This is a genomic window from Anaerostipes sp. MSJ-23, from assembly GCF_018918155.1.
In the GTDB taxonomy this organism is placed as follows: domain Bacteria; phylum Bacillota; class Clostridia; order Lachnospirales; family Lachnospiraceae; genus Anaerostipes.
In genome coordinates, this window is the sequence record NZ_JAHLPY010000011.1 from 41,322 (window position 1) to 67,430 (window position 26,109).

At 35.4% G+C, this 26,109-nt stretch carries 19 protein-coding genes, 4 tRNA genes and 1 other annotated feature; of the genes, 22 read left to right on the plus strand and 1 reads right to left on the minus strand.

The window, feature by feature from the left end; all coding sequences use genetic code 11:
- Window positions 1–57: 57 nt before the first annotated feature.
- Window positions 58–302 (minus strand) — a binding site (T-box leader).
- A 136-nt stretch (window positions 303–438) separates the two neighbouring features.
- From KQI71_RS08275 to KQI71_RS08370, 20 genes are all read left to right on the plus strand, one after another.
- Window positions 439–813, plus strand: a complete 375-nt coding sequence (locus tag KQI71_RS08275) for a hypothetical protein (protein ID WP_216435445.1) — start codon at window positions 439–441, stop codon at window positions 811–813.
- A gap of 89 nt (window positions 814–902) precedes the next feature.
- Window positions 903–3,290 carry a response regulator gene (locus KQI71_RS08280; protein ID WP_216435446.1) on the plus strand — a complete coding sequence of 796 codons (2,388 nt, stop codon included), beginning with the start codon at window positions 903–905 and terminating at the stop codon, window positions 3,288–3,290.
- Entirely contained in the window at window positions 3,280–4,041 is a 762-nt protein-coding gene (locus KQI71_RS08285; RefSeq protein ID WP_216435447.1) for a response regulator transcription factor, read from the plus strand. The genes KQI71_RS08280 and KQI71_RS08285 overlap by 11 nt, the downstream gene beginning before the upstream one ends.
- Window positions 4,042–4,159: 118 nt before the next feature.
- Entirely contained in the window at window positions 4,160–4,792 is a 633-nt protein-coding gene (locus KQI71_RS08290) for a cytidylate kinase-like family protein (RefSeq protein WP_216435448.1), read from the plus strand.
- A 75-nt stretch (window positions 4,793–4,867) separates the two neighbouring features.
- Window positions 4,868–6,115: an urea ABC transporter substrate-binding protein gene (urtA, locus tag KQI71_RS08295; protein WP_216435449.1), complete on the plus strand. Its 1,248-nt coding sequence runs from the start codon at window positions 4,868–4,870 to the stop codon at window positions 6,113–6,115.
- Between the two features lie 19 nt (window positions 6,116–6,134).
- Entirely contained in the window at window positions 6,135–7,040 is a 906-nt protein-coding gene (gene urtB / locus KQI71_RS08300; protein WP_216435450.1) for an urea ABC transporter permease subunit UrtB, read from the plus strand.
- 17 nt (window positions 7,041–7,057) lie between these two features.
- Complete coding sequence (gene urtC, locus KQI71_RS08305; RefSeq protein WP_253287998.1) at window positions 7,058–8,155, plus strand: urea ABC transporter permease subunit UrtC; 1,098 nt, start codon at window positions 7,058–7,060, stop codon at window positions 8,153–8,155.
- Between the two features lie 9 nt (window positions 8,156–8,164).
- The gene (urtD, locus tag KQI71_RS08310) at window positions 8,165–8,929 is read left to right on the plus strand and encodes an urea ABC transporter ATP-binding protein UrtD (RefSeq protein WP_216435451.1); all 765 of its coding nucleotides are present in this window, start codon (window positions 8,165–8,167) and stop codon (window positions 8,927–8,929) included.
- Complete coding sequence (urtE, locus tag KQI71_RS08315; protein WP_216435452.1) at window positions 8,929–9,621, plus strand: urea ABC transporter ATP-binding subunit UrtE; 693 nt, start codon at window positions 8,929–8,931, stop codon at window positions 9,619–9,621. The genes urtD and urtE overlap by 1 nt, the downstream gene beginning before the upstream one ends.
- A gap of 233 nt (window positions 9,622–9,854) precedes the next feature.
- Window positions 9,855–9,925 (plus strand) — tRNA-Gln (locus KQI71_RS08320).
- A gap of 5 nt (window positions 9,926–9,930) precedes the next feature.
- A tRNA-Lys gene (locus tag KQI71_RS08325) sits at window positions 9,931–10,003 on the plus strand.
- 84 nt (window positions 10,004–10,087) lie between these two features.
- Window positions 10,088–10,158, plus strand: a tRNA-Gln gene (locus KQI71_RS08330).
- 5 nt (window positions 10,159–10,163) lie between these two features.
- A tRNA-Lys gene (locus KQI71_RS08335) sits at window positions 10,164–10,236 on the plus strand.
- A 178-nt stretch (window positions 10,237–10,414) separates the two neighbouring features.
- On the plus strand, window positions 10,415–11,254 hold the full coding sequence (locus tag KQI71_RS08340) for a MetQ/NlpA family ABC transporter substrate-binding protein (protein ID WP_216435453.1): 840 nt from the start codon (window positions 10,415–10,417) through the stop codon (window positions 11,252–11,254).
- A 150-nt stretch (window positions 11,255–11,404) separates the two neighbouring features.
- The gene (locus KQI71_RS08345; RefSeq protein WP_216435454.1) at window positions 11,405–12,415 is read left to right on the plus strand and encodes a methionine ABC transporter ATP-binding protein; all 1,011 of its coding nucleotides are present in this window, start codon (window positions 11,405–11,407) and stop codon (window positions 12,413–12,415) included.
- A 1-nt stretch (window position 12,416) separates the two neighbouring features.
- Complete coding sequence (locus tag KQI71_RS08350) at window positions 12,417–13,079, plus strand: methionine ABC transporter permease (RefSeq protein WP_216435455.1); 663 nt, start codon at window positions 12,417–12,419, stop codon at window positions 13,077–13,079.
- An 88-nt stretch (window positions 13,080–13,167) separates the two neighbouring features.
- Window positions 13,168–13,662, plus strand: a complete 495-nt coding sequence (locus tag KQI71_RS08355) for a ubiquinone biosynthesis protein (RefSeq protein ID WP_216435456.1) — start codon at window positions 13,168–13,170, stop codon at window positions 13,660–13,662.
- Between the two features lie 153 nt (window positions 13,663–13,815).
- Window positions 13,816–16,092: an endopeptidase La gene (gene lon / locus KQI71_RS08360; protein WP_216435457.1), complete on the plus strand. Its 2,277-nt coding sequence runs from the start codon at window positions 13,816–13,818 to the stop codon at window positions 16,090–16,092.
- Window positions 16,093–16,238: 146 nt separating this feature from the next.
- On the plus strand, window positions 16,239–16,562 hold the full coding sequence (locus tag KQI71_RS08365; protein ID WP_216435458.1) for a DUF6110 family protein: 324 nt from the start codon (window positions 16,239–16,241) through the stop codon (window positions 16,560–16,562).
- Window positions 16,563–18,653 carry a heavy metal translocating P-type ATPase gene (locus KQI71_RS08370; RefSeq protein ID WP_216435459.1) on the plus strand — a complete coding sequence of 697 codons (2,091 nt, stop codon included), beginning with the start codon at window positions 16,563–16,565 and terminating at the stop codon, window positions 18,651–18,653.
- 28 nt (window positions 18,654–18,681) lie between these two features.
- Here KQI71_RS08370 and KQI71_RS08375 read toward each other — a convergent pair whose 3' ends face one another.
- Window positions 18,682–19,113 (minus strand): hypothetical protein, encoded by a 432-nt coding sequence (locus KQI71_RS08375; RefSeq protein ID WP_216435460.1) that lies wholly within the window; start codon window positions 19,111–19,113, stop codon window positions 18,682–18,684.
- A gap of 117 nt (window positions 19,114–19,230) precedes the next feature.
- Between KQI71_RS08375 and KQI71_RS08380 the strand changes: the two genes are divergently transcribed.
- Complete coding sequence (locus KQI71_RS08380) at window positions 19,231–22,569, plus strand: PD-(D/E)XK nuclease family protein (protein ID WP_216435461.1); 3,339 nt, start codon at window positions 19,231–19,233, stop codon at window positions 22,567–22,569.
- Entirely contained in the window at window positions 22,535–26,095 is a 3,561-nt protein-coding gene (gene addA, locus KQI71_RS08385; RefSeq protein WP_216435462.1) for a helicase-exonuclease AddAB subunit AddA, read from the plus strand. Before KQI71_RS08380 ends, addA begins: the two co-directional genes overlap by 35 nt.
- Window positions 26,096–26,109: the final 14 nt, after the last annotated feature.

Below are 26,109 nucleotides of genomic sequence, written 5' to 3' on the forward strand. Positions count from 1 at the left end.
AACCTCCTTTCTTATAATCGATAAATAAAAAAACTCCGAATCTAGTCCTTTTGCAAGGATAGAGACGAAGATCATTCCGTGGTACCACTCTAATTCACATAAATATTATGTGCACTCATTTCCGATACGGGTCTTAAGAGACCGATATCTCTCCAATATAACGGTTGGAAACCGGCACTGCCTACTATAAGTTCAGCATGCTACTCAAAGGCGAGTTCAAATATACTTAACAACTGCTTCACACCAACCAGCAGCTCTCTTTATGCCTCGGATATTCTACTACTCCTTCTCAATGTATTTCTTTTTTTATTTAATGACAATCTAACATAATTTATGGAATGTGTCAACATACAAAATGTAAAATGTGCTCTTTTCCGGAAGACAAAATTGTGATAAAGTAAAAGAAACTATATAAAAAACCGGGAAGGAGAATGACGTATGAAATTTTGGGAATATTTAAAGAAGGAAGAGCCATCCCGTGAAAATGAGGAAGCAAGGAAAAGAATTTACAGGCTGCATCAGCAGGCAGGAAGCCTTACTTATATTGAATTTATGGAGAAGATGAAAGAACAAAAAGGATCAATGGAGGTAGAGTTTGTTCGAGGAGAATTAAAAGAAGGAGATAGTATCTATTTTTATGACCATCGCGGAGAGAAATCTGGCTGTGGAGAAGTTATAGAACTTTTGATTGGAAAACAAGAAAATAAAAGTCGTTTTTCTGAACAGGGAAATAAAGGAAGAATTCTTTTCCATTATGAGGAACCAGTGACGGAAGAATTTTGGAAAAGTCAGTATGTAAAGGATAAAAAGTAATAAAAAAACGACAGGACGAAAAGAGGACAAAGAGGTCAAAAAAGGCTCTTTGTCTTCTTTTTTTATACAAATAGAAGGGAGAGGTTCTATTGAAACTAAAAAAGAAAGGGTTAACCAATCAGATGATTATGGGAAGTGCCTGTTTTCTCTTTTGTGTGGTTTTCATTATTCCACTGATTAGTTGTTATTATGTTAATCAATGTGTAGAAGAGGAGGCTAAGGCACAGAAAAAGAGATATGATTGGACAAAACTTGGAGAACAGCTTGAAGATGCATCAGATTATTTGACGAGTGAGGCAAGGCAGTATGTGATCACCGGTGATTCAGGACATTTCTATAATTATTGGGAAGAAGTGTGTGAAGTGCGTGCAAGAGATGATGCGCTGGAAAAGTTAGAAAAGGGAGGTCTTTATAGTCGCGAGGAAACGCTTTTAAAGAAAGCAAAAAAAAATTCAGATGAGTTGATAAAAACGGAAGAATTGGCGATGAAAATGAAGATGGATGTTTCTGGGGTAACGATTAATCATAATGCAAAGAAGAAAAAGTATAAAGAGAGAGTTGAACATGTGATTCTTCCAGCTGCCTATAAAAAAATGACAAAATCGCAAAAAGAAAAACAGGCGATTGCTCTTTTATATGATGATGCTTATGAAGAAGCAAAACAATCAATTATGATCCCAATTCATGCATTTCAAAAAAGTATTAATGAAAGAATGGATACAGAAGTAAGAAAAAAGGGATCAGGAAGAGCCATGGCTTTGAAAGTGCAAACAGGAAGTCTCTGTCTGCTTCCGGTGATTATTGGAGCATGGATTGTACTTATTGCAAAGCTATATGTCAGACCAGTTCGTGAATATACAAAGGCAATGGCTAGTAAAAAAGAGAAACAGATTCGAGTGCTTCCATCTGGTGTTTATGAAATGCGTTATCTTGGAAAAGAATTTAATCATCTTTCAGAAAGATTGCAAAAGGAAAGTGAGAGAGCAAAGCAAGCCAGTCAGGCGAAGACAGAATTTTTAGCAAAAATGAGTCACGAATTTCGTACACCATTAAATTCTATTAGTGGTTATTTATATTTATTAGAAAAAAGCCCACTAACAGCAAAACAAAAAGACTATTGTCATTCTATGCATCTTTCTTCGCAAGGATTATTAAAATTGATTGATCAAGTTTTAGATCTTTCGAAAATAGAGTCTGGGCAGATGGTTTTTGAATATCGTCCTATGAAAATAAAAAATATGATAATGCAGGTAGAAAAAATGATGCGTCCGACGGCACAGGAAAAAGGACTTTTGATGGCCATAGAATTTGATGAAAAGCTTCCAAAGACTGTGATCGGGGATGAGTTTCGGCTAAAACAGATCTTATTAAATCTTGTTGGAAATGGAATTAAGTTTTCAAAGTATGGAAAGATTACATTAAAAGTATGTTTATTGGAAAAGAAAGAACAATATGATCGTGTATTTTTTTCTGTAACAGATCAAGGAATTGGAATTCCGAAAGATCGAATTGGGGAAATTTTTCAGGATTTTGTACAGAGTGATACAACCATTACAAGAAGATTTGGTGGAACTGGGCTTGGCCTTCCAATTACGAAAAAAATGATTGAAGAATTCAATCATGGGAAAGATACGTTGCATGTAAAATCAAAAGAAGGACAAGGTTCTTGTTTTTCTTTTACTATGAATTTTCAGAAAGCAGAGCAGAAAAAAAAGGAGACTGAACATTCAAATGAAAAAAAAGAAATAAAATTTTGTGGACAAAAAATTTTGCTTGTTGATGACGATACTATGAATTTAAGAGTGGAAAAGGAAATTTTGTTTCAGGCAGGGTTAGAAGTAAAGACGGCAGACAGTGGAAAGAATGCTATAAAAGAAGCAAGAGAGGCCCTTTATGATCTGATTCTGGTTGATATTCGGATGCCAGACATGAATGGATATGAATTGGCAGAAAATATAAGAAAAATTGTCGGATATGAGAAGATTCCAATCGTAGCACTGACGGCAGATGCAATAGGAGAAACCAGAGAAAAAGCAAGAAAGGCGGGAATGGATTATTGTCTCATGAAACCATTGCGTCCAGGCCAATTGCTTCATGTTTTGAATCATGAACTTGTATTAGAGCAGGAAGATACATCTATTTTTCTTGGGGAAGAATTATTAAAAACTGTGGGAGATGACAGACAGACATATAAAGAACTGATCGAAATGTTTTTAAAGAGTCAAGAAAAACAGTTTCATGTAATCCGTCAGGCTATGATGGAAAATGATGATGAAACGGTAGAAAGTGTCTTGCACAAAATGAAGGGAAGCGCAGGAAGCCTCTACTGTAATCTTTTTTATATAACATTGTGTAAAATGCACCAAAAGGCAAAAGGTGGGCAGAGGATTAAATTAGATGTTCTTATGGATGTATGGGAACAAACAAAACAAGTATTGATAAAAGAAATAAAAAATGAGGTGAGAGATGATGTATAAGGTTTTGATTGTGGAAGATGATGAAAATATGCGATTTTTGTATACAAAGATGAAAGAGTGGGAAGAATGTGGGTTTCGCATTGCAGCAACGGCAGAGAATGGAAAAGAGGCGTTGGAAAAGATAGAAAAACAGTCGTTTGATATGGTTCTGACAGATATTCGTATGCCAGATATGGATGGAATTGCTTTATTAAAACGGATCAAAGAAATGGAAATACCACTTGTAACGGTTCTTGTAAGTTCTCATGATGAGTTTGAATATGCCAGGCAGGGAATTTTATTTGGAGCTTTTGATTTCCTTGTAAAACCAGTAAGAAGACAGCAGCTTAAGGAAATGCTTCTTCGGGTTAAGGAAGTTTTCCAGATAGATAAAGAAAGAAAAGGATCTGTTGATTTCTCAGATATTGTTATGGAAAAGCTTATGTTTGACAAAAAGGATGAATTTATAAGAAAGGTATGCACTTTTTGCGCAGAAAATATAGAAGAAAATGTAACAATGGAACAGTGTGCCAAAGAGATGGGAATCAGCAAAGATTATTTTGGAAAGCTTGCAAGAGCACATTTTCATGTATCTTTTAAAGAAATGATGAATCAGATGAAGATAGAATATGCCAAAAAACTGATGAAGGAAGAATCCCTAAAAGCTTATGAAATCAGTCAGATTCTTGGGTATGCCTCTCCGGATTATTTTACTAAGATTTTTAAACAATATACAGGAAAAACACCGAGTCAATACCGGCAAAATTCATAAAAAATCAGATAATTCCTGCTTTTTATAGGATAATTCCTGTTTTTTTGGGTGTTCTCTTTTTAGAAGCCATGATAAGATACAACCATCCAAACAAGACGACAGAAAGGAGAGACCGACGATGAAAAATTATGTAATCACCATCGCAAGGGGATTTGGAAGCGGTGGAAAATATGTAGGAAAACAATTGTCAAAAAAACTTGGAATTCCGTGTTATGATAGTAAAATCTTATCGATGGCATCGGAATATAGTGGAATCAATGAAAATCTTTTTCATCAAGTGGACGAACGATTAAGAAAAAAATCAATTTTCAGACGGCGTTCTCGTATGGCAGGAAGAGATTATATTGTTGGACCAACAGAAAAACAATTTACATCGGATGATAATCTATTTCGTATACAAACGAAAGTGATTGAAGATCTAGCCGAAAATCAATCCTGTATCATTATTGGAAAATGCGCCAATCATATTTTGAGACAAAAAAGTAATGTTGTAAGTGTTTATATTGAGGCACCAAGAAAAGATTGTGTGGCAAGTATCCGGGATCTTCTGGCAGTGACAGAAGAGGAAGCAAACCATATGATACAAGAAACAGACCGTTATCGGAGTGATTATTATAAATACTATAGCGGTGGGGACGAATGGACGAATCCAATTTTATATGATATGACATTAAATACAGGGAGGATTGGACGAGATCAGAGTGTGGAACTGATCATACAATATTTGAACATAAAATTTCAAAAAAAATAGAAAGAATCAATCAATGGCAAAGAGGTCGTTATCGAAAAATCGGTAATGGCTTTTTATTTTGAAAGGAGAATTGTTATGAAGAAAGGGTACTGGAAGAAGGGAATTGTTCTTGCAATGACAGCTATCTTAGCATTTGGTGTTGCAGGGTGTGGAAAAAGAAAAGATACAGGAAGTAGTAACGGAGGAGGAGATACTGTAAAAGTTGGAATTTTACATTCTTTGACTGGATCTATGGCGATTAGTGAAGAGGCAGTACGAGATGCTGAAGTTCTTGCTATCAATGAAATTAATAAAAGTGGAGGCGTTTTAGGAAAGAAAATTAAATATGTAGAAGAAGATGGAGCTTCCGAACCTTCTACCTTTGCAACAAAGGCAGAGAAGTTGATTGATAGTGAAGGAGTGGCAACCGTGTTTGGATGCTGGACTTCTTCTTCAAGAAAGGCGGTAAAGACAGCATTTGAAGATTATAATAATCTGTTATGGTATCCAGTACAGTATGAAGGAATGGAATCTTCTAAAAACATTGTTTATACTGGTGCCGCACCAAATCAGCAGATCGTACCGGCAATCGAATATCTGAAGAAAAAGGGATATAAGAAAATGTTTTTGCTTGGATCTGATTATGTATTTCCAAGAACAGCCAATATGATCATTAAAGCACAGGCAAAAGCACTTGGTATGGAAGTAGTCGGAGAAGAATATGCCGATATGGATCAGACAGATTTTGCTGCAGTCATTGCAAAGATTGAAAAAGCGAAACCAGATGTTATTGTTAATACATTAAATGGAACTGGAAATGTATCGTTCTTTAAGCAGATGGCAGAGAAAAATTATACAAGTAAAGATTATATGACCATGTCATTTTCTATTGCGGAGGAAGAGGTAAAAACGATCGGAGCCAAAATTCTAAAAGGTCATATGGTTTCATGGAATTACTATGAGACAACGAATACAAAAGAGAACAAAAAATTTGTTGCAGCGTATAAGAAAAAGTATGGTAAAAATCGTGTAACTTCTGATCCTGTAGAAGCTGGTTATGATGCAGTATATCTATGGAAAGCAGCAGTGGAAAAGGCAGGAAGTTTTGATGTTGATGACGTAAGAAAAGCGATTAAGACAGGAACGATCTCCTTCCAGGCACCAGAAGGAAAAGTAACGATTGATGGAAATAATCAGCATCTTGCAAAACCGGTTCGCATTGGTGTGATCAAGGGTGATGGTTTAATTTATACAACCTATGAAACAAAGGGAACTGTGAAACCGGATCCATATTTAAAATCCTATGACTGGGCAGTGAAAGCAAAGCTTCAGCCATTAGAATAAAAGAAACGAGGTGTTGCAAATGGTACAGTTAATCAATACATTATTTAACGGGTTGAGTTTGAGTTCCATTGTTCTTTTGACATCACTTGGACTTGCAATTACTTTTGGTCTGATGCGTGTGATTAACATGGCACACGGAGAGTTTGTAATGATTGGAGCTTATACAACCTATGTTGTTCAAAATGTGTTTTCCGGCTTTTTGCCGGAAAGCATCCAATGGATTTTTTATTTTGCAGCAATTCCGATTGCTTTTGGAATTACCTTTTTATTTGGAAGCATTCTTGAAAAACTTGTTATTTCAAGATTGTATGGAAGAGAAATGGATAGTCTTCTTGCTACTTGGGGAATTAGTTTGATTTTGCAGCAGGCTGCAAGAAGTATTTTTGGGACACAAGGAGTGAATGTAACAGCACCTTCCTTTTTACAGGGAGGATTAAAAATTGGAGGATGTACATTCTCTTATAATCGTATTTTTATCATTTTTCTTGTGCTTCTTTGTCTCATAGGTATGTACTTTGTTATTTATCGGTCAGGATTTGGAAAGAAAATGAGAGCCGTTATGCAAAATCGTCCGATGGCACAGTGTATGGGAATTGATTCAAGAAAAGTCGATAATATTACCTTTGCCATAGGATCTGGACTTGCGGGTATTGCAGGATGTTCCGTTGCATTGTTGGGATCTATTGATTCAACCATTGGACAAAGTTATATTGTTAATTCCTTTATGGCAGTTGTTCTTGGAGGTGTTGGAAAGCTTGCCGGTACGGTTCTTGGTTCTGGAATTATTGGATTTTCCAGTATCTTTACAGAAAATTATACATCATCAACGATTGCAAAGGCATTGGTTTTATTAATTGTAATTATTTTTCTTCAGAAACGACCGCAAGGTTTATTTGTCATCAAGAGCAGAAGTTTGGATGAGTAAAAGGAAAGGAGGCTTCTATGAAAAAAATAAAAAAACAGGGAAGCAATATCTGCTTTCTGATAATTGTCATCTTATTAGCACTTGTTCCTATCATGTATCAGTATGAGTTGATTGAAGCAAGTTCAACGGTTTTATTTATTGGAAAATGTATGGCATTTGCCATTGTAGCGATTGGACTGGATTTGATTTGGGGATATACAGGAATCCTAAGTCTTGGTCATGGGTTATACTTTGCTCTCGGAGGATACGCCATGGCAATGTATTTAAAACTTCAAAGGACTGGAGGAGGTATTACAGATTTTATGCACATTGGAGGTTTAAAAGAGCTTCCTCTTGTATGGAAGCCATTTTTAAGCCTTCCGGTATCCATTTTTTTGATTTTATTTGTGCCGGGAATTTTGGCAGGAGTTATAGGATATTTTATTTTTAAAAATAGGGTAAAGGGTGTTTATTTTTCTATTATCTCTCAGGCACTGACATGGGCAGCATATTCTATTTTTATTGCGTTATCTCCTTATACAAACGGAAATGTCGGAATTACAGATATTCAGTCTGTATTTGGAAGTATTAAAGGTTCCATGAATTTTGGAAATCTTCAGATTTTATTTTATAGTGCATTGATTTTACTAATTCTTGTTTATGCAGGAGCAAAATTTTTAACAGGACGCAAATTTGGAAAGCTTTTAATTGCGATTCGTGATGGAGAAAATAGAACTTATTTTTCTGGATATCAAGTGAGTCGTTACAAAACATTTATTTATGTATTATCTGCGATTTTAGCAGGAATTGCAGGAGCAATCTTTGTAAACTTTAATGGAAGCATTACACCAAATCAGATGACGATAGCATATTCGATTACTATGGTGATTTGGGTTGCAGTCGGTGGAAGAGGAACGATTATTGGTGCTGTGATAGGAGCATTTTTAATTAATATGTGCGAATATAAATTAAGTTCCGGAGGACTTGTAGAAGTATGGCAGTATTTGATAGGAGCAATTTTCTGTATTACGATTATCTTCTTCAAAGGTGGAATTATAGGAATCGTTAGAGATCATCTTTTTGCTTCTGGAAGGAGAAAAAAGGCAGAGAGGAGGGAGCTAAGACAGAATTCTTAGCGTGAAATTATGAAAGAAAATGTATTAGAAATAAAAAATATTTCGGTATGCTTTGATGGATTTTATGCATTGACTGATGTAACAGCAAATGTAAAAAGAAATAGCATTCATTTCTTTCTTGGTCCAAATGGTGCTGGAAAAACAACGCTTCTTGATATTATTTGTGCAAAAACAAAGCCAACAAAAGGAAATGTTCTTTATTATCCGAAAGAAGATAAAGAAATGCGTCTTACCGGAATGAAAGAATATAAAATTGTACAGGCAGGTGTCGGAAGAAAGTTTCAGGTTCCTTCAGTTTTTGTTAATTTAACGGTTGAAGAAAATATGATTCTTTCTTTGAAAGGGCATAAAGGGATTTTTGATAGCATTTTTCGAAAACCAACAAAAGAAGAAATAGACAGTATCCATGAAGTCCTTGAAAAAGTTGGACTTTTAGAAGATATAAATACAAGGGCTGGGGCACTGGCTCATGGAAAAAAACAATGGCTTGAAATTGCGATGCAGATTGTGCAGAAGCTAGAAATTATTATGTTAGATGAGCCGGCAGCAGGAATGGGAAAACCAGAAACATTTCGAACAGGAGAAATTTTAAAACAAATAAAAAAAGATTGTACAATTATTGTTATTGAACATGATATGGATTTTGTCAAACAGATCGCAGACAAAGTAACAGTTCTTCATGAAGGAAAAGTTTTAATGGAAGGCGACATTAATACTGTTTTAGCAGATAAAACAGTTCAGTCTGTATATCTTGGAAGAGGAGGTGAATCTTAATGCTTACATTATCAAATGTAGATGCTTGTTATGGAGAAAGCAGAATTTTGCGAAAATTATCTATGGAAGTTCCGAAAGGAAAAATCGTAAGTTTAATTGGAAGAAATGGTGTTGGAAAGAGCACAACGCTTCGTAGTATTATGGGTTTGATCAAAACACCAGAGGGAAGTATTAAGATGGATGGTGAAGAATTGATACAAATGCCAACTTATAAAAGAGTGCGAAATGGAATTGGGTATGTTCCTCAAGGAAGAGATATTTTCCCACAGATGACAGTAGAAGAAAATTTAGAACTTGGGTTGCAGCCGCTTGGAGGAAAAGGAAAAATACCAGATTATATTTATGATTTGTTTCCAATTCTTCCACAATTTGCAAAGCGAAAAGGTGGAGCACTTTCTGGAGGACAGCAACAGCAGCTTGCAATTGCAAGAGCTCTTGTTGCGGAACCCAAAATTTTAATTCTTGATGAACCAACCGAAGGAATTCAGCCTTCGATTATCAAAGATATTGGTGTGGCGATCAAAAAAATCAATGAATGGAAAGGAATTACCATTCTTATGGTGGAACAATATCTTGACTTTGTATTAGAACATACGGATTACCTCAATGTTATGGAAAAAGGTGAGATTGTATATCGTAAAGAAACAAAAAAAGCGGATGCGGCAGAGGTTCAAAAGTTAATGACGGAATAAAAAATAATATTTTTTTCAAATTTTTTCTTCAGGTTTGCTGTGAAAAAAACATTTGCAAGCCTGAAGATGAAAAATTAAAAAAAACATTTGCAAAAAAATACGAAAAATAGCGGTTTGTAAGGAAATTATTTAAAAAATAGAAAAAAATTTAAAAAAAGTGTTGACAGATGGTAACAATGCATGGTAATATTAACGAGCTGCTTGAGTGAAGAGCTTAAGCAGAACAAAAATGATGGGGTATCGCCAAGTGGTAAGGCACAGGATTCTGACTCCTGCACCGCTGGTTCGAGTCCAGCTACCCCAGCTCATGGGTGTGTAGCTCAGGTGGTAGAGCACTTGACTTTTAATCAAGTTGTCCGGGGTTCGAATCCCCGCACGCTCACTACAACAAAAAAAGTTGTAAAAAGTTCTTGACAAACAAGAAAAAGTTTTGTATAATAAAATAGTTGTGTAAAACACAGAATGATGGGGTATCGCCAAGTGGTAAGGCACAGGATTCTGACTCCTGCACCGCTGGTTCGAGTCCAGCTACCCCAGCTTATGGGTGTGTAGCTCAGGTGGTAGAGCACTTGACTTTTAATCAAGTTGTCCGGGGTTCGAATCCCCGCACGCTCAGTAAGAAAGAAAACCGTAAGTTAAAAAACTTGCGGTTTTTTGTTTGGAAAAATGATACAATCTTGATATAGTTAAAAACTATAGCTAACATTAGATGATAAGTATTATACAAGAACTTTTTTTACTGATATGATAAGTTCATCGAAAATAATAAAAAAGAAATATGAGGTGATGTAATATGAGAAAATTATGGAAAAAAGTATTTGCAGTTGTACTTGCAGGAACGTTTATCACAGGTGCACTGACAGGGTGTGGAGCAGGAAAAAATGAAAGTAAAGAAAAGAAAACAGAAAAAATTGTTGTTGGTGCTAGCCCTTCTCCACATGCAGACATTTTAAAACAGACAAAGGATATTTTAAAGGATAAAGGATACGAATTAGAAATTAAAGAATATTCAGATTATGTACAGCCAAATACAGCATTGGAATCTGGTGATCTTGATGCAAACTATTTTCAGCATAAACCATATCTGGATCAGTTCAATAAAGAAAAGAAAACAAATCTTGTATCAGCAGGAGTGATTCATTATGAACCGTTTGGAATTTTTCCTGGGAAGACAAAAAATTTAAAAGATTTAAAGGATGGTGCAGAAGTGGCAGTACCAAACGATACAACTAATGAAGCAAGAGCACTTCTTTTACTGGAAGCACAAGGATTGATCAAATTAAAAAAAGGAGCTTCTTTAACAGCAACGAAAAAAGATATAGTACAAAATAAGAAAAATCTTAAAATTCAGGAACTGGAAGCTGCACAGATTCCAAGAACATTGAAAGATGTTGATATTGCAGTTATTAATGGAAATTATGCATTACAAGCTGGATTAAAAGTGAATAAAGATGCACTTGCAGTGGAAGATTCGAAATCGGTTGGAGCAAAAACTTATGGAAACGTTGTAGCAGTTAAAAAAGGAAATGAAAATAGTAAAAAAACAAAAGCACTGATTGAAGCTTTAAAGAGCAGTCAAGTAAAAAATTATATTCAAAAACATTTTAATGGTTCTGTAGTTCCGTTATTCTAATAATGAAAAAGAATCAATAAAAAGATTGAAAAAGTCAGGAAGAATTGGTATCATTGGAGTGTTGAAAAAATAAAAAATAACGGTTGGAAATTTTCCCCTGTTTTCCATTGGGAAGCAGGGGAATTTCCAGCTTGAGAAAGGATGGAAAATATGATTGAATTAAAAAATATCAATGTGGTTTTTGGATCCAAAGGTCATGAATTTAAGGCAGTCAAAGATGTAAATCTTACCATCGAAAAGGGAGAAATTTTTGGAATTGTAGGTCCAAGTGGTGCCGGGAAAAGTACATTGGTTCGTGTTATCAATTTATTACAGCGGCCAACCAGTGGACAAGTTCTGATCGAGGGAAAAGATATTACTCAATTAAATCGGAAGGAGCTTAGCAAGATAAGATTAAATATTGGAATGATCTTTCAGCATTTTAATCTGATCAGTGGTTCTACGATTGCAGAAAATATTGCTTTTTCTTTATATGCGAATCATTATCCAAAAGAAAAGATAAAGGCAAGAGTAAAAGAACTTTTAGAGCTTGTTCATCTTCCGGAAAAAGCAGATGATTATCCTGCTAATTTAAGTGGTGGACAGAAACAAAGAGTTGCGATTGCGAGAGCATTAGCGAACAATCCACATATTCTTCTTTGTGATGAGGCAACATCAGCACTGGATTTGGAAAATACAGAAGAAATTGTTGCACTATTAAAGGAAATTAATGAAAAAACAAAAATTACGATTGTATTTATCACACATGAGATGGATGTGGCAAAAAAATTATTTGACCGTATTGCATTTATGGAACAAGGGGAGGTAAAAGAAGTTACAGATATTTATACTGCCTTTACGGAACCTAAAGAACCAATTGCTAAGAGCCTGGTGGAAAGAGTTTTAAATGTTAATGTACCACAAGCGCTTGTCTTAAAAGAAAATGAAGAGCTGCTTCGACTAAGTTATACTGGAGATGATTCTTATGATCCTGTTATCAGTATTGCTTCGAAACATTACGACATTACGATGGATATTATCAATGGAAAAGTGGATTATATTGGTGAAAAGCCATTTGGTGTTTTGGTTGTGATTTTAAGGGGGGCAAAAGAGGAAAGAGAAAAAGCACTTGCTTATATTAAAAAAAATGTTTATAAAATGGAAAGGTTAGGGGGAAAATAAGATGAATGAGACAATTGAAATCATAAGATCAGAATTTGCCCAAGCATCGTTTGAAACATTTGAGATGGTATTGATTTCCATGGTTGCAGCAGCAGTGGTTGGAACAATTCTTGGATTGGTTCTTCATTTAACGTCCAATCCTATGTTTTATAAAAATCGAATTGTGAATGGAATTGCAGGAACAATCGTGAATATTATCCGTTCTATGCCATTTATTATCTTGATTATTGTATTGATTCCATTTTCGAGAATTATTGTTGGAACGTCTATTGGAGCGATCGCGGCATCGGTATCACTTTCGATCGCATCCATTGCATTTTTTGCAAGACTTGTAGAAGGCGCTTTTAGTGAAGTAGATAAAGGAGTGGTTGAAGCAGCTATTGCGACGGGAGCAAGTATTCCATTGATTATTCGTAAAGTATTATTTGTGGAAGCAATGCCAGCATTGATTCGTGCATTGACTGTGACTTTTGTAAGCATTATTGGTTATTCAGCGATGGCCGGTGCTGTTGGCGGCGGAGGAATTGGAAATCTGGCAATTATGTATGGATACAACCGTTATGAGACGGGAGTTCTTTTATTTACTGTCATTGTTCTTATTATTATTGTACAGCTTGGACAGTGGATTGGTGATAAAATTGCATTAGCGGTAACAAGAAAATAAAAAAATAGAAGTTTGTAAATATTTTCTTTTCTTCTGGAAATAATAAAGGTATATCCTAGAAAATCTTAAGAAGAAAAGGAGAAGTTACATGAAAAAAACAATTTGGACCTTATGTATGATGTGCGTGTTTGCACTAGGAATTTCGTTTGTATTTACCGGCTGCGGAAATCAGAATAGGAATGATACCACAGATATGACGACGGAGGAAAATGCAGCGGGAAATGTATCATCAGCAACAGAAGATGATAGTCTTGCAGATGATGTTGGAGAGGCTGCAGATGATCTTGCAGATGGAGCAGAAGATGCAGTAGATGATGTTGCAAATGGTTTTGACAGTTATGATGATGCACATGACTATCTTTTAAACAAGCTTAGTACAGACAATTCAGATGGACAGTATGAAGTGCGTAATGAAAAAAAAGATGTCACAGAGTATAAAGACGGAGCCAAGGGATATCATTTTGAAATCTATGATACATCTGATAGCTCTGGAAAAAAATTCGGAGATTTTTATGTAGATAAAGAAAATGGAAAGATTTATAAAAAAGACACAAAAACAAAGAAAATCGAAGAATATAAATAAGAAGAAACAAGACCAAAGAGTTCTGCCAAAAAGGTGGGGCTCTTTTCTTTTACAATACTTTACAAAGCAAGAGAAGTGTGGTATTCTTAGCTTAAAATTAGCACTCACATAAGTAGAGTGCTAACAAATACATAAACAAAGGAGGAGAGTGTTATGATTACAATACCTGTTTATGACATGATTATTTTGCCTGGAATTACTTATTATTTTAAAAAAGATGTATTTCAGGAATTGAGTATAAAAGATGCACAAAAAGGAGATGAAGTCCTTTTCCTTTTCATGAAAGAAGATAGAACAAGGGAAGAAATGAAGGAAGATGATTTCTATCCAATTGGTATCATGGGAACTTATCAGGGAAATGATGAGAATGGAAATATTAGTGTGAAGACGACAACGAGTGTTGATGTCAGAGAATTAACAGTAACAGAAGATGATATGAAAGTATCTGTTGAACCAAGAGAAGAAATTGAAGATATTACAGAAGAAGAAAAGAAAGAAAAATTTGGGCAAATGAAAGATGCTCTTTTAAAGTTTGTTCAGGGATTTCAATGGGGAGTTATGGCAAGAGGCTATATTCTTCATTGGAAAACGATGGAGGAAGTTGTTTCTTCTCTTGCAGGTTATTTAAATCTTACCAATGAGGAAAAATATGAGATCTTAGCTGCAGATCATTTATCTATTCGAACAGAATTGATTGAAAAGGCTGTTTATGAATTTATGGAAATGACAAGAGTCGGCCAGGAAGCAGAAAATGATCAAGTAGAAAGTTATGAAAAGGTTTATCGAGAAGATGCAATCAAAAAACAGATTGATTTTCTACAAAAAGAGCTTGATGAAATGCATCCGGAAAATGTATCGGATGTCCGTAGATTTGAAAAAAAGATCAAAGAATCCGGTATGAATGAAGAGGCAAGAAAAGAAGCAGATAAAGTTTTAAATCGGATGAAACAAGAAGGAAAAGACAGCCATGAATATGGTATGCTTTATGATTATCTTGATTTTGTAACAGGACTATCATGGAAAAAAGAAGATATGAAAGATGTCGACCTTACAGAAGCAGAAGAAATTCTTGATAAGGAACATTATGGACTGAAAAAAGTAAAAAGACGAATTATTCAGCAGTTGGCAGTCATGGCGTTAAATAGAAAACAGTCAGGTTCGATTTTATTGTTTGTTGGTCCTCCTGGAACTGGAAAAACAAGTATTGGTCAGAGTATTGCAGATGCTTTGCATAGAAAATATGTAAGAGTGAGTCTTGGAGGCGTTCGTGATGAGGCAGAAATTCGTGGACATCGTCGAACCTATATAGGGGCAATGCCTGGAAGGATCATGGATGGTATGAAGCGTTGTGGGACATCCAATCCTGTCATGGTGCTTGATGAAGTGGATAAACTTTCTAAAGATTATAGTGGAGATCCAGCCAGCGCACTTCTTGAAGTGCTTGATCCAGAGCAAAATAGTACATTTACTGATCATTACATGAATGTGCCATATGATCTTTCGGATGTTTTATTTGTATGTACAGCTAATACGATGGATACAATCCCAGAACCATTGTTAAATCGTATGGAAATCATTCAATTTCCTGGTTATACAGCAGTTGAGAAATTTCAGATTGCAAGAAAGCATTTGCTTCCAAAAGCGATGAAAACCATGGGAATTAAGGCACAAAATTTAAGGGTAACAGACGATGCAATTCGAAAGATTATCAGTGATTATACGATGGAATCGGGTGTACGAGGACTTAAAAAACAGTTGAATACATTATGCCGTTATGCTGCGGTTAAACTGGTAAAGAAAGAGCAAAAGAGTGTGACGGTAAGTCCAAGACGTTTGCAGGAATTTCTGGATCAAAAACCAATTCATCATGAAAATATTCTGGAAGAGAAGAAACCAGGAGTTGTGACAGGTCTTGCTTGGACAGCAGCTGGAGGAGAAATTCTTTTCATAGAAACGATGTTTACAAAGGGAAGTGGAAAAGTTTTGATTACTGGACAACTTGGAGATGTGATGAAGGAATCGATTCAGATTGCGATTACACTTGTAAAATCTCTTTATCCAGAGTATTCAGACAAGTTTAAGGAAAATGATCTTCATGTCCATGTACCGGAAGGTGCAGTTCCAAAAGATGGACCTTCTGCTGGAATTACATTGACAAGTGCTCTTGCTTCTTTAGTGACAGGAAAAGCAGTCAGTCCCGAATATGCCATGACAGGAGAGGTATCTCTTCGAGGTGGCGTTATGCCGATAGGAGGTCTTACGGAGAAGTTGATGGCAGCACAGAGAGCTGGTATTTCCAAAGTGCTTATCCCAGCGCAAAATGTAGATGATTTGGACGAAGTAGCAGATGAAGTAAAAGAGAAGTTAGAGATTATTCCAGTACATACGGTGGAAGAAGTTTTGAAGCTTTTGTTAAATGAAAGAAAATAAATTGTAAAAATTAAGAAAAGCTAACGACAAAATTCCTTGAATCATGAAAGATAGGTGTGCTATAATGAGACCGTGTTTGAGGAATGTATACAAAGAATAGTAAAAGGAAATAAAAAAATCAAAGCAAAAATTAGGAGGAATTTTAAATGAAAATCACAGATATCGTAAAGAAAGTAGATTTAAAAAAAGGTGGAATCTTTGCAACAGGAGTTCTTTTTGGAACAGCAGGAATTAAACTGTTAGCAAGCAAAGATGCAAAGAAGTTTTACACAAATTGTACAGCAGCCGTTCTTCGTGCAAAATCATGCATTATGAAGACAGCAACAACGGTACAGGAAAATGCAGGAGATATTTACGCAGAAGCACAGCAGATTAACGAAGATAGAGAACAGATGGAAGCAGATGCAGTTGTAGAAGATGATGATTTTACAGAAGTTTCAGATGACAACGCGGAAGAAGTGACAGAATAAATGAAATTTAGAATTAAACATGAGATTAGAGGACGTATTCGTCTTGAGGTTATGCAAAAACGAATGACCTTTCGCCAGGCGGATATCCTGTACTATTATTTAAGTGAACAAGACGGAGTACAATCTGTCAAAGTTCATAATGATACAAAATGTGTAACGGTATGTTATACAGAAGACAGACAGAAACTGATTTCGGCATTGAAAGAATTTCAATACGAAACAGCTCAGGTGCCGGAATCCTTTTTACAAAATTCTGGAAGAGAATTAAATGAAGAATACCGTGAAAAGTTGACAATGACAGTTGTAAGATGGGTAGGAAATAAATTGTTCCTTCCATATCCAATTCGTACAGTGCTTACGACATTAAAATCTGTGAAATATATTTACCACGGAATTCGCACATTGGCCCAGAGAAAACTAGAAGTGCCAGTTCTTGATGCGACAGCAATTGGTGTTTCTGTATTCCGAGGAGATATGAATACAGCAAGTTCTGTAATGTTCCTATTAAGTATCGGTGAGATTCTGGAAGAGTGGACACATAAGAAGTCTGTAGATGACTTGGCAAGAAGCATGTCTTTAAATGTTAGTAAAGTATGGATGGTTCAGGATGGACAGGAAATTTTAATGCCAGCATCTAAGATTCATGTTGACGATGAGATTGTTGTTCATATGGGTAATGTTATTCCATTTGACGGAAAAGTTGTCAAGGGAGAAGCAATGGTGAACCAATCTTCCTTAACTGGAGAATCTGTTCCTGTTCGTAAGACGATTGATGGAGTTGCTTATGCAGGAACGGTTGTGGAAGAGGGAGAATTGACAATCTGTGTAACACAGGTAGGAGGATCCAGCAAATTTGAAAAGATCGTTACAATGATTGAAGATTCAGAAAAACTGAAATCTTCCCTGGAAGGAAAAGCAGAACACTTAGCAGATCGTTTGGTTCCATACACATTAGCTGGAACAGGACTTACATATTTATTGACAAGAAATACAACAAAAGCATTGTCTGTTCTAATGGTTGACTTCTCATGTGCGTTAAAACTTGCAATGCCAATTTCTGTATTATCTGCGATTCGTGAAGCAAGCAATTATGATATGACTGTCAAAGGCGGTAAATATCTGGAAGCTGTTGCAGAAGCAGATACAATCGTATTTGATAAGACTGGAACATTAACTAAGGCAAAACCATCGGTTGTAGATGTTATATCCTTTAATGGAGAAGATTCTAATGAATTGTTAAGAATTGCAGCATGTCTGGAAGAGCATTTTCCGCATTCTATGGCCAAAGCTGTTGTGAATGCAGCAAAAGAAAAGCATTTGATGCATGAAGAAAACCATTCGAAGGTAGAATACATTGTTGCTCATGGTATTTCTACAACAATTGAAGGGAAAAAAGCAGTTATTGGAAGTTATCATTTTGTCTTTGAAGATGAAAAGTGCACGATTCCAGAAGGAAAGCAGGAAACATTTGATGAACTTCCACCAGAATATTCGCATCTATATCTGGCGATTGAAGGACAATTGGCAGCGGTTATTTGCATCGAAGATCCTCTTCGTGAAGAAGCAAAAGATGTAGTAAAACGTTTAAAAGAAGCAGGAATTAGCAAGGTTGTTATGATGACTGGTGATAGTGATCGTACAGCAAAAGCAATTGCATCCAAAGTTGGAGTAGATGAATATTATTCTGAAGTTTTACCAGAAGATAAGGCAAACTTTGTAGAAAAAGAAAAAGCCGAAGGAAGAAAAGTCATCATGATTGGTGATGGAATCAATGATTCTCCTGCATTATCAGCAGCCAATGTAGGAATCGCTATCAGTGATGGTGCTGAAATTGCCCGTGAGATTGCGGATATTACGGTAGGAGCAGATAGTCTTCATGAAGTCGTTACATTAAAATTGATTAGTAATGCACTGATGAAGAAAATTCATAAAAACTATCGTATGATTGTTGGAATTAATACAGGCTTGATTTTACTCGGAGTAGCAGGTATATTCCCACCAGCAACTTCAGCTTTATTCCACAATGTATCGACTTTGGCTATTAGCTTAAAGAGTATGGAAGATTTGATCGTGGAAGAAGATGAACAGTAAATAAAAAAGAAAAAAGCGCAGGAAACGATTATTCCTGCGCTTTTTTTAGTGCATTTTTGATGGCTTGTTTTAGAATGATATTTGTATACTGATTTTGATTGCTAAATTTAAGGTCCTCGATATTTTTTATTTTTGGAAGTTGACGGTTGATTTCAGTGAGAGATGGTTCAATTAGAGGGTACATAGTTTTTACCGTTTTATTCAAATGCTTTAAGGCTGCAGATTGTGCTTTTCCATTTTTTACTGTAACTTCTAATTCTAGTTCGTTTTCTCCTAATTTCAGAGGAGAAGAGTAAACACCTTCTGTATAACTGGAAGTTTTTTTTGTTTTGGAGGATTCTTTTGAAGGTGCAAACATAAAAATGAGAAGCATAATTAAAAGAATTCCAAGAATAATGAAAATACCAGTATAAATCAGTTCTTTTGCCTTAAAGACGACAATTTTCGTTTTTGATGACATAATTTCCTCCCAAAAAGATTCTTTTATAATATATGAAGAAAAATATGTGAATATTCCATCCAGTAAGTAATGTATGATATACTTCTAATAATCAATGAAAAAATAGAAAGGAATGTTATGTCATTACAATTTATTTTAGGACCTGGGAGATCTGGGAAAACAACGTATCTTTATGATGAGTTAATAAAGGAGTCCATTCGTTATAAAGAACAGAATTTTTTCCTTCTTGTGCCGGACCAATCTACATTAAATGCACAAAAAGAACTTGTAACAAGACATCCGTTTCATGGAACCATGAATATTGATGTGGTCGGATTTTTCCGTCTGGCCTATCGAATTTTTGAAGAATTATCTTATGTTCCTAAAGATCTTTTAGAAGACGAAGGAAAATCTATGATCATAAGAAAGGTGATGGAAAAAAGGAAAAAAGATTTGAAAGTCTTTGCATCCAGTATGAAAAAACCAGGTTTTATTGAAGAGATGAAATCTTTTCTGGCGGAGATGTATCAGTATGATATTTCAAAAGATAAAATTACAGAAGTGACCAAACAGATGAGTCATCCAGGGCTTCAGGCAAAAATGGATGATATTTTAATCATTATGAAAGATTTTGAGAAGGAAATTCAGGATCGATATCTGATTTCAGAACAACTTTTCGATGTGCTTGCAGAAAAAATGATATTTTCAGAAAAAATAAAGGATGCTATTTTTTATGTGGATGGGTTTACAGGATTTACACCGATTCAGAGAAAGGTAATAAAGAAATTGCTTCAGATTGGAAAAGAAGTAAAAATTACGTTGACTGCTGAAAAAGAAACATTTTATCGTCCATATAAAGATTATGAGCTATTTGCCATGTCAAAAATGGAAAAACATATGCTTGTTCAAATGGCACAGGAGCTTGGAGTAGAAGTGAAAAAAGATATTTTTTGCACTCCGGATACTCGTGATTCAAAAGAGCTTCGTTTTCTTGAAAGAAATTTATTCCATTATCCCTATAATATATGGAAGGAAAAATGTCAGGACCTTTATGTTTTTCAGGCAGTGAATCCAAGAATGGAGAGTAGACATGTGGCAGTTTGTATTGAACAGCTAGTTAGAGAAAAAAAATATCGCTATAAAGATATTGTATGTTTAAGTGCAGATCTTTCGGAATATGAGAGTGAACTTGAAAGAAGTTTTCAGGACTTAGATATTCCGTACTTTGTTGACTCTAACCGAAGACTTCAGAATAATCCCTGTATTGAAACGATTTTAGCAGCATTGAAAATGATTCAGGCAGATTTCTCTTATGATATGGTTTTTCGATATTTAAAATCAGGATTTTCCTGTTTATCCAATGAGGATGCAGATCTTCTCGAAAATTATGTGATTGCGCTTGGTATTCGAGGATATGCAAAATGGAACCAGCCTTTTGAATCAAAAGTATTTTCAGAAGAGGAAATAAAAAAAATTGAAGCAAACCGGCAGATTTTTATGGAAGAAATCAAGGATTTGAAAGAGGGAATGAAAAAACGAGGACAAAATGTAATTTTTAAATTGACTTGCTTGTATCGTTTTCTTGAACGTCTTGGAATAGAAGAAAAAATGCAGAAACGACAAAAGGTGTTTGAGGAAAAAGGAGATCTTGCCCAAGCAAAAACATATGAACAGATTTATGATCAGGTCATTGATTTGCTTGAACAGATGGCTGATATTCTTGGAGAAGAAAAGCTTTCTTACGATGATTTTTTAAGTGTTCTAGAAAGCGGAATGGAAGAAATGACAGTTGGTGTAATTCCTCCAAGTTTTGATCAGGTACTGATTGGAGATATGGAACGAACAAGAGCAGAAGGGGTTAAAGTACTTTTTTTTCTTGGAGTTAATGAAGGAATGATTCCAAAACAGTCTGCGAAAAACGGTGTGATTAGCGATTATCAAAAGGAATTGTTAAAAGAAAAAGGGATTTCTATGGCGCCTACAAGTAAAACACAGATTTATCAAGAACAATATTATCTTTACCTTGCTGTCGCAAAGCCATCTGATTTATTATTTTTATCCTATAGTCAGATGGGAGCCAATGGGGAAAGTCGTCAGCCATCATATTTCCTGGATCGGATTCTTCGAATTTTTCCAGCAGCCAGGATTGAAGAAGAATGTACAAGAGAAATTGGATATACGAAAAAAGAAGCAATGGAAGAGTTGACACAGCTTTTAGGAGAAGAAAAACTTTCCGATAAAGACTTTGAATGGTTGCAGGTCCTTTATTTTTCTCTTTGTGGACAGCAGCAGGCAGAGCGTCTTTTAGATGCAAAATTTTATGAAAATCGAACGACTCCATTAAGCAGAGACCTTGTAAGAAAGCTCTATGGCGATGTTCTTTGTGGGAGCGTAACAAGAATGGAACAGTTTGCTGGTTGTGCATTTTCGCATTTTATGCAATATGGGTTAAAACTCCGGGAGAGGATTGCTCATGAAATTCTTCCGATGGATATGGGAAAAGTTTTTCATAAAACAATGGAGCTTGTTGGAAAACAAACGGATTGGAAATTTGCAGATGATAAAAGCAGAGATGCTTTTGTTGATCAGATGGTAGAAAATGCGATTACGCAGGTTCAGCAGGAAATTTTAAATAGTACGAATCGAAATCATTATCTTCTTGATCGAATGAAACGCATATCTAAAAGAGCAGTATGGGTGATGGAGCAATATATTCGTCGTGGAGAATTTACACCGGAGGAATATGAAATTGCATTCTCAGAAGAAAATCACCTGGATTCCATGCATTTTATGCTAGATGACGGTGGAGAAATGATTTTTTCTGGTGTGGTGGATCGTATGGATAGTATGGAAGATGAGGAAAATAAATATTTAAAAATTATTGATTATAAATCTGGAAATATAAAGTTCGATTTTGCTAAAATTTTTCATGGATTGCAGATGCAGTTGATTATTTATATGAATGCTATGATGGAGTTATACGAGAAAAAGGGTGGGAAACGCGTTTTGCCAGCTGGAATGTTTTATTTTCATATGGATGATCCTACGGTGGAAGCACAAACAGAAGAAGATGCTAAGATGCGTCTCTTAAAAGAAATGAAAATGAGTGGAGTTGTCAATGAAGATTTTGATTTAATCGAAAAAATAGAAGATCCAGGAAACGAAGGATATCTTTCCATTCCGGTTCGGGCAACGAAAAATGGATTCGATAAACGTTCCTCGATTTTAAATACTAATCAAATGCTAAAGCTTGGGGCTACAGTAGAAGAAAAAATGAAAGAACTTGGAAATGCCTTAATGAAAGGAGATGTTTCTATTCGTCCGTATGAATATAAAGGAACAATGCCATGTACCTATTGTAGTTTTCGTAATATTTGTGCATTCGAGGAAGGAAGAGATCCGGCAAGAAAAATAAAAAGTATGTCATTGGAGGAGGGAAAACATGCCTTGGACGAGGGAACAACAGAAAGTCATTGATCAAAGAGATGCAGATATTCTTGTGTCTGCAGCAGCAGGTTCTGGAAAAACGGCAGTTCTTGTAGAGCGTATTATTCAAAAAATTACAGATGAACAGCATCCGCTGGATGTAGATCGTCTTCTTGTCGTTACTTATACAAAGGCAGCAGCTGGAGAAATGAAAGAACGTATTGCGCGTACTCTTGATCAAAAGGTACAGGAAAATCCTCAAAATCAACATTATGTTCGTCAGTTGTCCTTGATTAATAAAGCACAGATTACAACGATTCATAGCTTTTGTATGGACTTGATTCGAGAATATTTTTATGTTCTTGGGATTGATCCGAATATTACAACAGGAGAAGAAGGACAACTTTCGATTTTAAGAGAACAAATTATTGATGAGATTTTAGAAGAAGCTTATGAAAAAAAAGAAGAAAATTTTCTGCAGTTGATTGAATCCTATTCTCCAGGGAAAAATGATAAAGTCATCGGTGAATATATTTTGAATTTATATGAAAAGGCGAGAAGTCATGTTAGGCCGGATCAGTGGCTTGAACAGGCAAAAGAAAATGTATCAGTGGAAACACTAGAGGAGTTTCGAAACGCTCCATTTGTTCAAATGATCCTAAAAGATGCTAGTATGATGGTAGAAAATGCGATGCAAATGATCGAACATGCCATTTCGGTAGCTTCGCTTGAAGGAGGACCCTATTTTTACTTGAAACAGTTAAAAGAGGACCGGGAAATTTTTTTAAATCTTTGTTCTGCAAGAACGATGTCTGAGTTTTGTACGCAATATATAGGATTCTCAAAGCCGAGGCTTACAGGAAGAAAGAAAAAAACAGATCAAATTGATCCGATACTTCAGGAACAGTGCAAAACACTTCGAGACCATGCATACCGGATTGCAGAGGAAATTGGAGGAGCATATTTTTATCGTAAAGAAGGAGAAATTTTAAGAGAATTAAAGATTATAAAGGGGCCAATACGGGCATTGATTGATCTAACACAAAGTTTTCTTATACGTTACAGCGAAAGAAAAATTCATGAAAATTTGATGGATTTTGACGATATGGAACATTTTGCATTAAAACTTCTGATTGATCATTTTGATGAAGATGGACAGCCGGTACCAGGGAAGATTGCGTTAGAAAAATCGCAAGATTATGAAGAAATTTATATTGATGAGTACCAAGATAGTAATTTTATTCAAGATGCGATTCTTCGCAGTATTTCAAAAGAGGCGCAGGGTGGTCATAATATGTTTATGGTTGGAGATGTAAAACAAAGTATTTATAGTTTTCGACTGGCAAGACCACAGTTGTTTTTATCAAAATACCACAGATATCAGAAAGAAGGAGAACAATATCAATTGATTGAGCTTCGAAATAATTTCCGAAGCCGAAAAGAAGTTCTTACTTTTACGAATGATATTTTTTATGAAATTATGCATGTGTTTCTCGGAAATATTGAATATACAAAAGAAGTAGCTCTTGTCCCAACAATGGAATTTCCAGGAGGGTGTGATGCAGTCACAGAACTTCTTTTTTTAGATGTAGAAGAAATGAAAAATGCAAATGATAAGAAAGCAATTTTAGAAGCGCGGATGATTGGAAGAAAAATTCGTGAGATGGTAGAGGGAGCTCATCCATTAATGATTTCTGATCATGATGAAGAAGGACAGATGATTCTTCGGAAAGCAGAGTATAAAGACATTGTCATTTTGCTTCGTTCTATGAAAGAAAATGCACAGATCATTCAGGAAGAGCTGATGAATCAGGGAATTCCGGCATTTTTAAATAGTCAGAAAGGGTATTTTGATACAGTCGAGATTCGTACGTTGTTAAGTCTTTTATCAGCAGTGGATAATATTTATCTGGATATTGATGTTGCAGCAGTTCTTCGTTCACCAATGATTGGAATGAGCATGGAAGATCTTGGAAATTTAAAAGTGAATGGCGCAAAAGAGCATTTGTATGATTGTTTGATAGAGCAAAAAGATGCGATGAAGAAAGCAGCACAAGCGTTAAAACTTTTTCATTTGTTACGACAGGCAAAAACATGTATGCCATTGAACGAACTCATTTGGCTGGCACTTGACGAGACTGGATATTATCATTTTGTTGGGGCAATGCCGCAAGGAAAAAAACGCCAGGGAAACCTTTTGATGTTAATTGAGCAAGCAAAAGCGTTTGAAAATCACCAGATTCGCGGGTTATTTCATTTCATTCGCTTTATGCAGCAATGCAGAGAATATGATATGGATTTTGGTGAAGCTACAACTTTTGGAGAAAATCAGAATGTTGTTCATATTTCCAGCATTCATAAAAGTAAAGGGCTGGAATATCCAATTGTTTTTGTATCAAATATTGATAAAAAATTTAATTTAAGAGATAGCAATGGAAGTATGATCTTTCATCCCGATTATTTTATTGGAGCGGATATTATTGATCCGGTTCACAGGAGAAAAGGAAAAACCATTTTAAAAAGTATGATTCGAAGACAAATGCGAAAAGATGCACTTGGAGAAGAATTAAGGGTTCTTTATGTGGCAATGACGAGAGCCAAAGAGAAATTGATTCTGACTGGTGTAAAAAAAGGAGAAATTATATGGAATCAAACTAGGAAACCATCTTATGGAGATTTATTATCGGCGACATCTTATTTTGATTGGATTTCTATGGCTCTTCCAAGAATTCCTAAACAAGATTTTCGGATACAGGCTTATCATTTAGAAGATCTTTTATGGCTTCAGGAAAAAGAAGAAATTGATATACAACTGGAAAAACAGATATTTTTATCAAAACTTGAGAAAAATGTACCAAAAGAGCGTGTGGAAAAATTAAAAGAAGCATTTTATTGGAAATATCCATATGAAGCAGAAACAAGAGGACAGTTAAAATACTCTGTTTCTGAGATCAAACGAATGAGTCAGGAAAAAGATCCAGAGGAGGAAATGTTTCGGACAAAAGAAGTCAACAAAGAAAAAAGAGTACCAGCTTTTATGAAAGAAGAGAAAAAAATTTCGGCAGCTTCTAAGGGAACGGCAATCCATAAAGTCTTTGAATTACTTGATTTTTCAAAAGTATATTCTTACCAGCAACTAGATGGGTGTATTAAGAATTGGATTTCTCAGGGAAAAATCGGACAGGAATATGATAAAGTGATTTACAGGAAAGATATTCTTGCATTTCTTCAATGTGATTTAGGAAAAAGGATTCGAAAGGCTTCTATTCGAGGACAAGTGTGGAAAGAAAAGCAGTTTGTTGTTGGAATTCCATTCTCAGAGATGGAAGGAACAAAGGATTCCGATTCTTATGTTGTGGTACAGGGAATCATTGATTTATTTTTTGAAGAAGATGAAAAATTAGTTCTTGTTGATTATAAAACGGACTGGATTAAAGACGGAGAACAGGAATTATTGAAAAAGCGCTATCAATCTCAGATAGAATCTTATAAAAAGGCATTGGAGCAGATGACAGGAAAGAAAGTGAAAGAGTGTGATATTTATTCCATTGCGTTAAATGAGGCAATTTTATTATAAATGATAGATACATG

What these genes read in the sequence shown, in the direction of transcription:
- KQI71_RS08285 (WP_216435447.1), top strand. Translation starts at nt 3,280, where the DNA reads ATGATGTATAAGGTTTTGATTGTGGAAGATGATGAAAATATGCGATTT.
- KQI71_RS08290 (WP_216435448.1), top strand. Translation starts at nt 4,160, where the DNA reads ATGAAAAATTATGTAATCACCATCGCAAGGGGATTTGGAAGCGGTGGA.
- KQI71_RS08275 (WP_216435445.1), top strand. Translation starts at nt 439, where the DNA reads ATGAAATTTTGGGAATATTTAAAGAAGGAAGAGCCATCCCGTGAAAAT.
- urtA (WP_216435449.1), top strand. Translation starts at nt 4,868, where the DNA reads ATGAAGAAAGGGTACTGGAAGAAGGGAATTGTTCTTGCAATGACAGCT.
- urtB (WP_216435450.1), top strand. Translation starts at nt 6,135, where the DNA reads ATGGTACAGTTAATCAATACATTATTTAACGGGTTGAGTTTGAGTTCC.
- addA (WP_216435462.1), top strand. Translation starts at nt 22,535, where the DNA reads ATGCCTTGGACGAGGGAACAACAGAAAGTCATTGATCAAAGAGATGCA.
- KQI71_RS08350 (WP_216435455.1), top strand. Translation starts at nt 12,417, where the DNA reads ATGAATGAGACAATTGAAATCATAAGATCAGAATTTGCCCAAGCATCG.
- urtD (WP_216435451.1), top strand. Translation starts at nt 8,165, where the DNA reads ATGAAAGAAAATGTATTAGAAATAAAAAATATTTCGGTATGCTTTGAT.
- KQI71_RS08340 (WP_216435453.1), top strand. Translation starts at nt 10,415, where the DNA reads ATGAGAAAATTATGGAAAAAAGTATTTGCAGTTGTACTTGCAGGAACG.
- urtC (WP_253287998.1), top strand. Translation starts at nt 7,058, where the DNA reads ATGAAAAAAATAAAAAAACAGGGAAGCAATATCTGCTTTCTGATAATT.
- KQI71_RS08365 (WP_216435458.1), top strand. Translation starts at nt 16,239, where the DNA reads ATGAAAATCACAGATATCGTAAAGAAAGTAGATTTAAAAAAAGGTGGA.
- KQI71_RS08345 (WP_216435454.1), top strand. Translation starts at nt 11,405, where the DNA reads ATGATTGAATTAAAAAATATCAATGTGGTTTTTGGATCCAAAGGTCAT.
- KQI71_RS08370 (WP_216435459.1), top strand. Translation starts at nt 16,563, where the DNA reads ATGAAATTTAGAATTAAACATGAGATTAGAGGACGTATTCGTCTTGAG.
- KQI71_RS08375 (WP_216435460.1), bottom strand. Translation starts at nt 19,113, where the DNA reads ATGTCATCAAAAACGAAAATTGTCGTCTTTAAGGCAAAAGAACTGATT.
- urtE (WP_216435452.1), top strand. Translation starts at nt 8,929, where the DNA reads ATGCTTACATTATCAAATGTAGATGCTTGTTATGGAGAAAGCAGAATT.
- KQI71_RS08380 (WP_216435461.1), top strand. Translation starts at nt 19,231, where the DNA reads ATGTCATTACAATTTATTTTAGGACCTGGGAGATCTGGGAAAACAACG.
- lon (WP_216435457.1), top strand. Translation starts at nt 13,816, where the DNA reads ATGATTACAATACCTGTTTATGACATGATTATTTTGCCTGGAATTACT.
- KQI71_RS08355 (WP_216435456.1), top strand. Translation starts at nt 13,168, where the DNA reads ATGAAAAAAACAATTTGGACCTTATGTATGATGTGCGTGTTTGCACTA.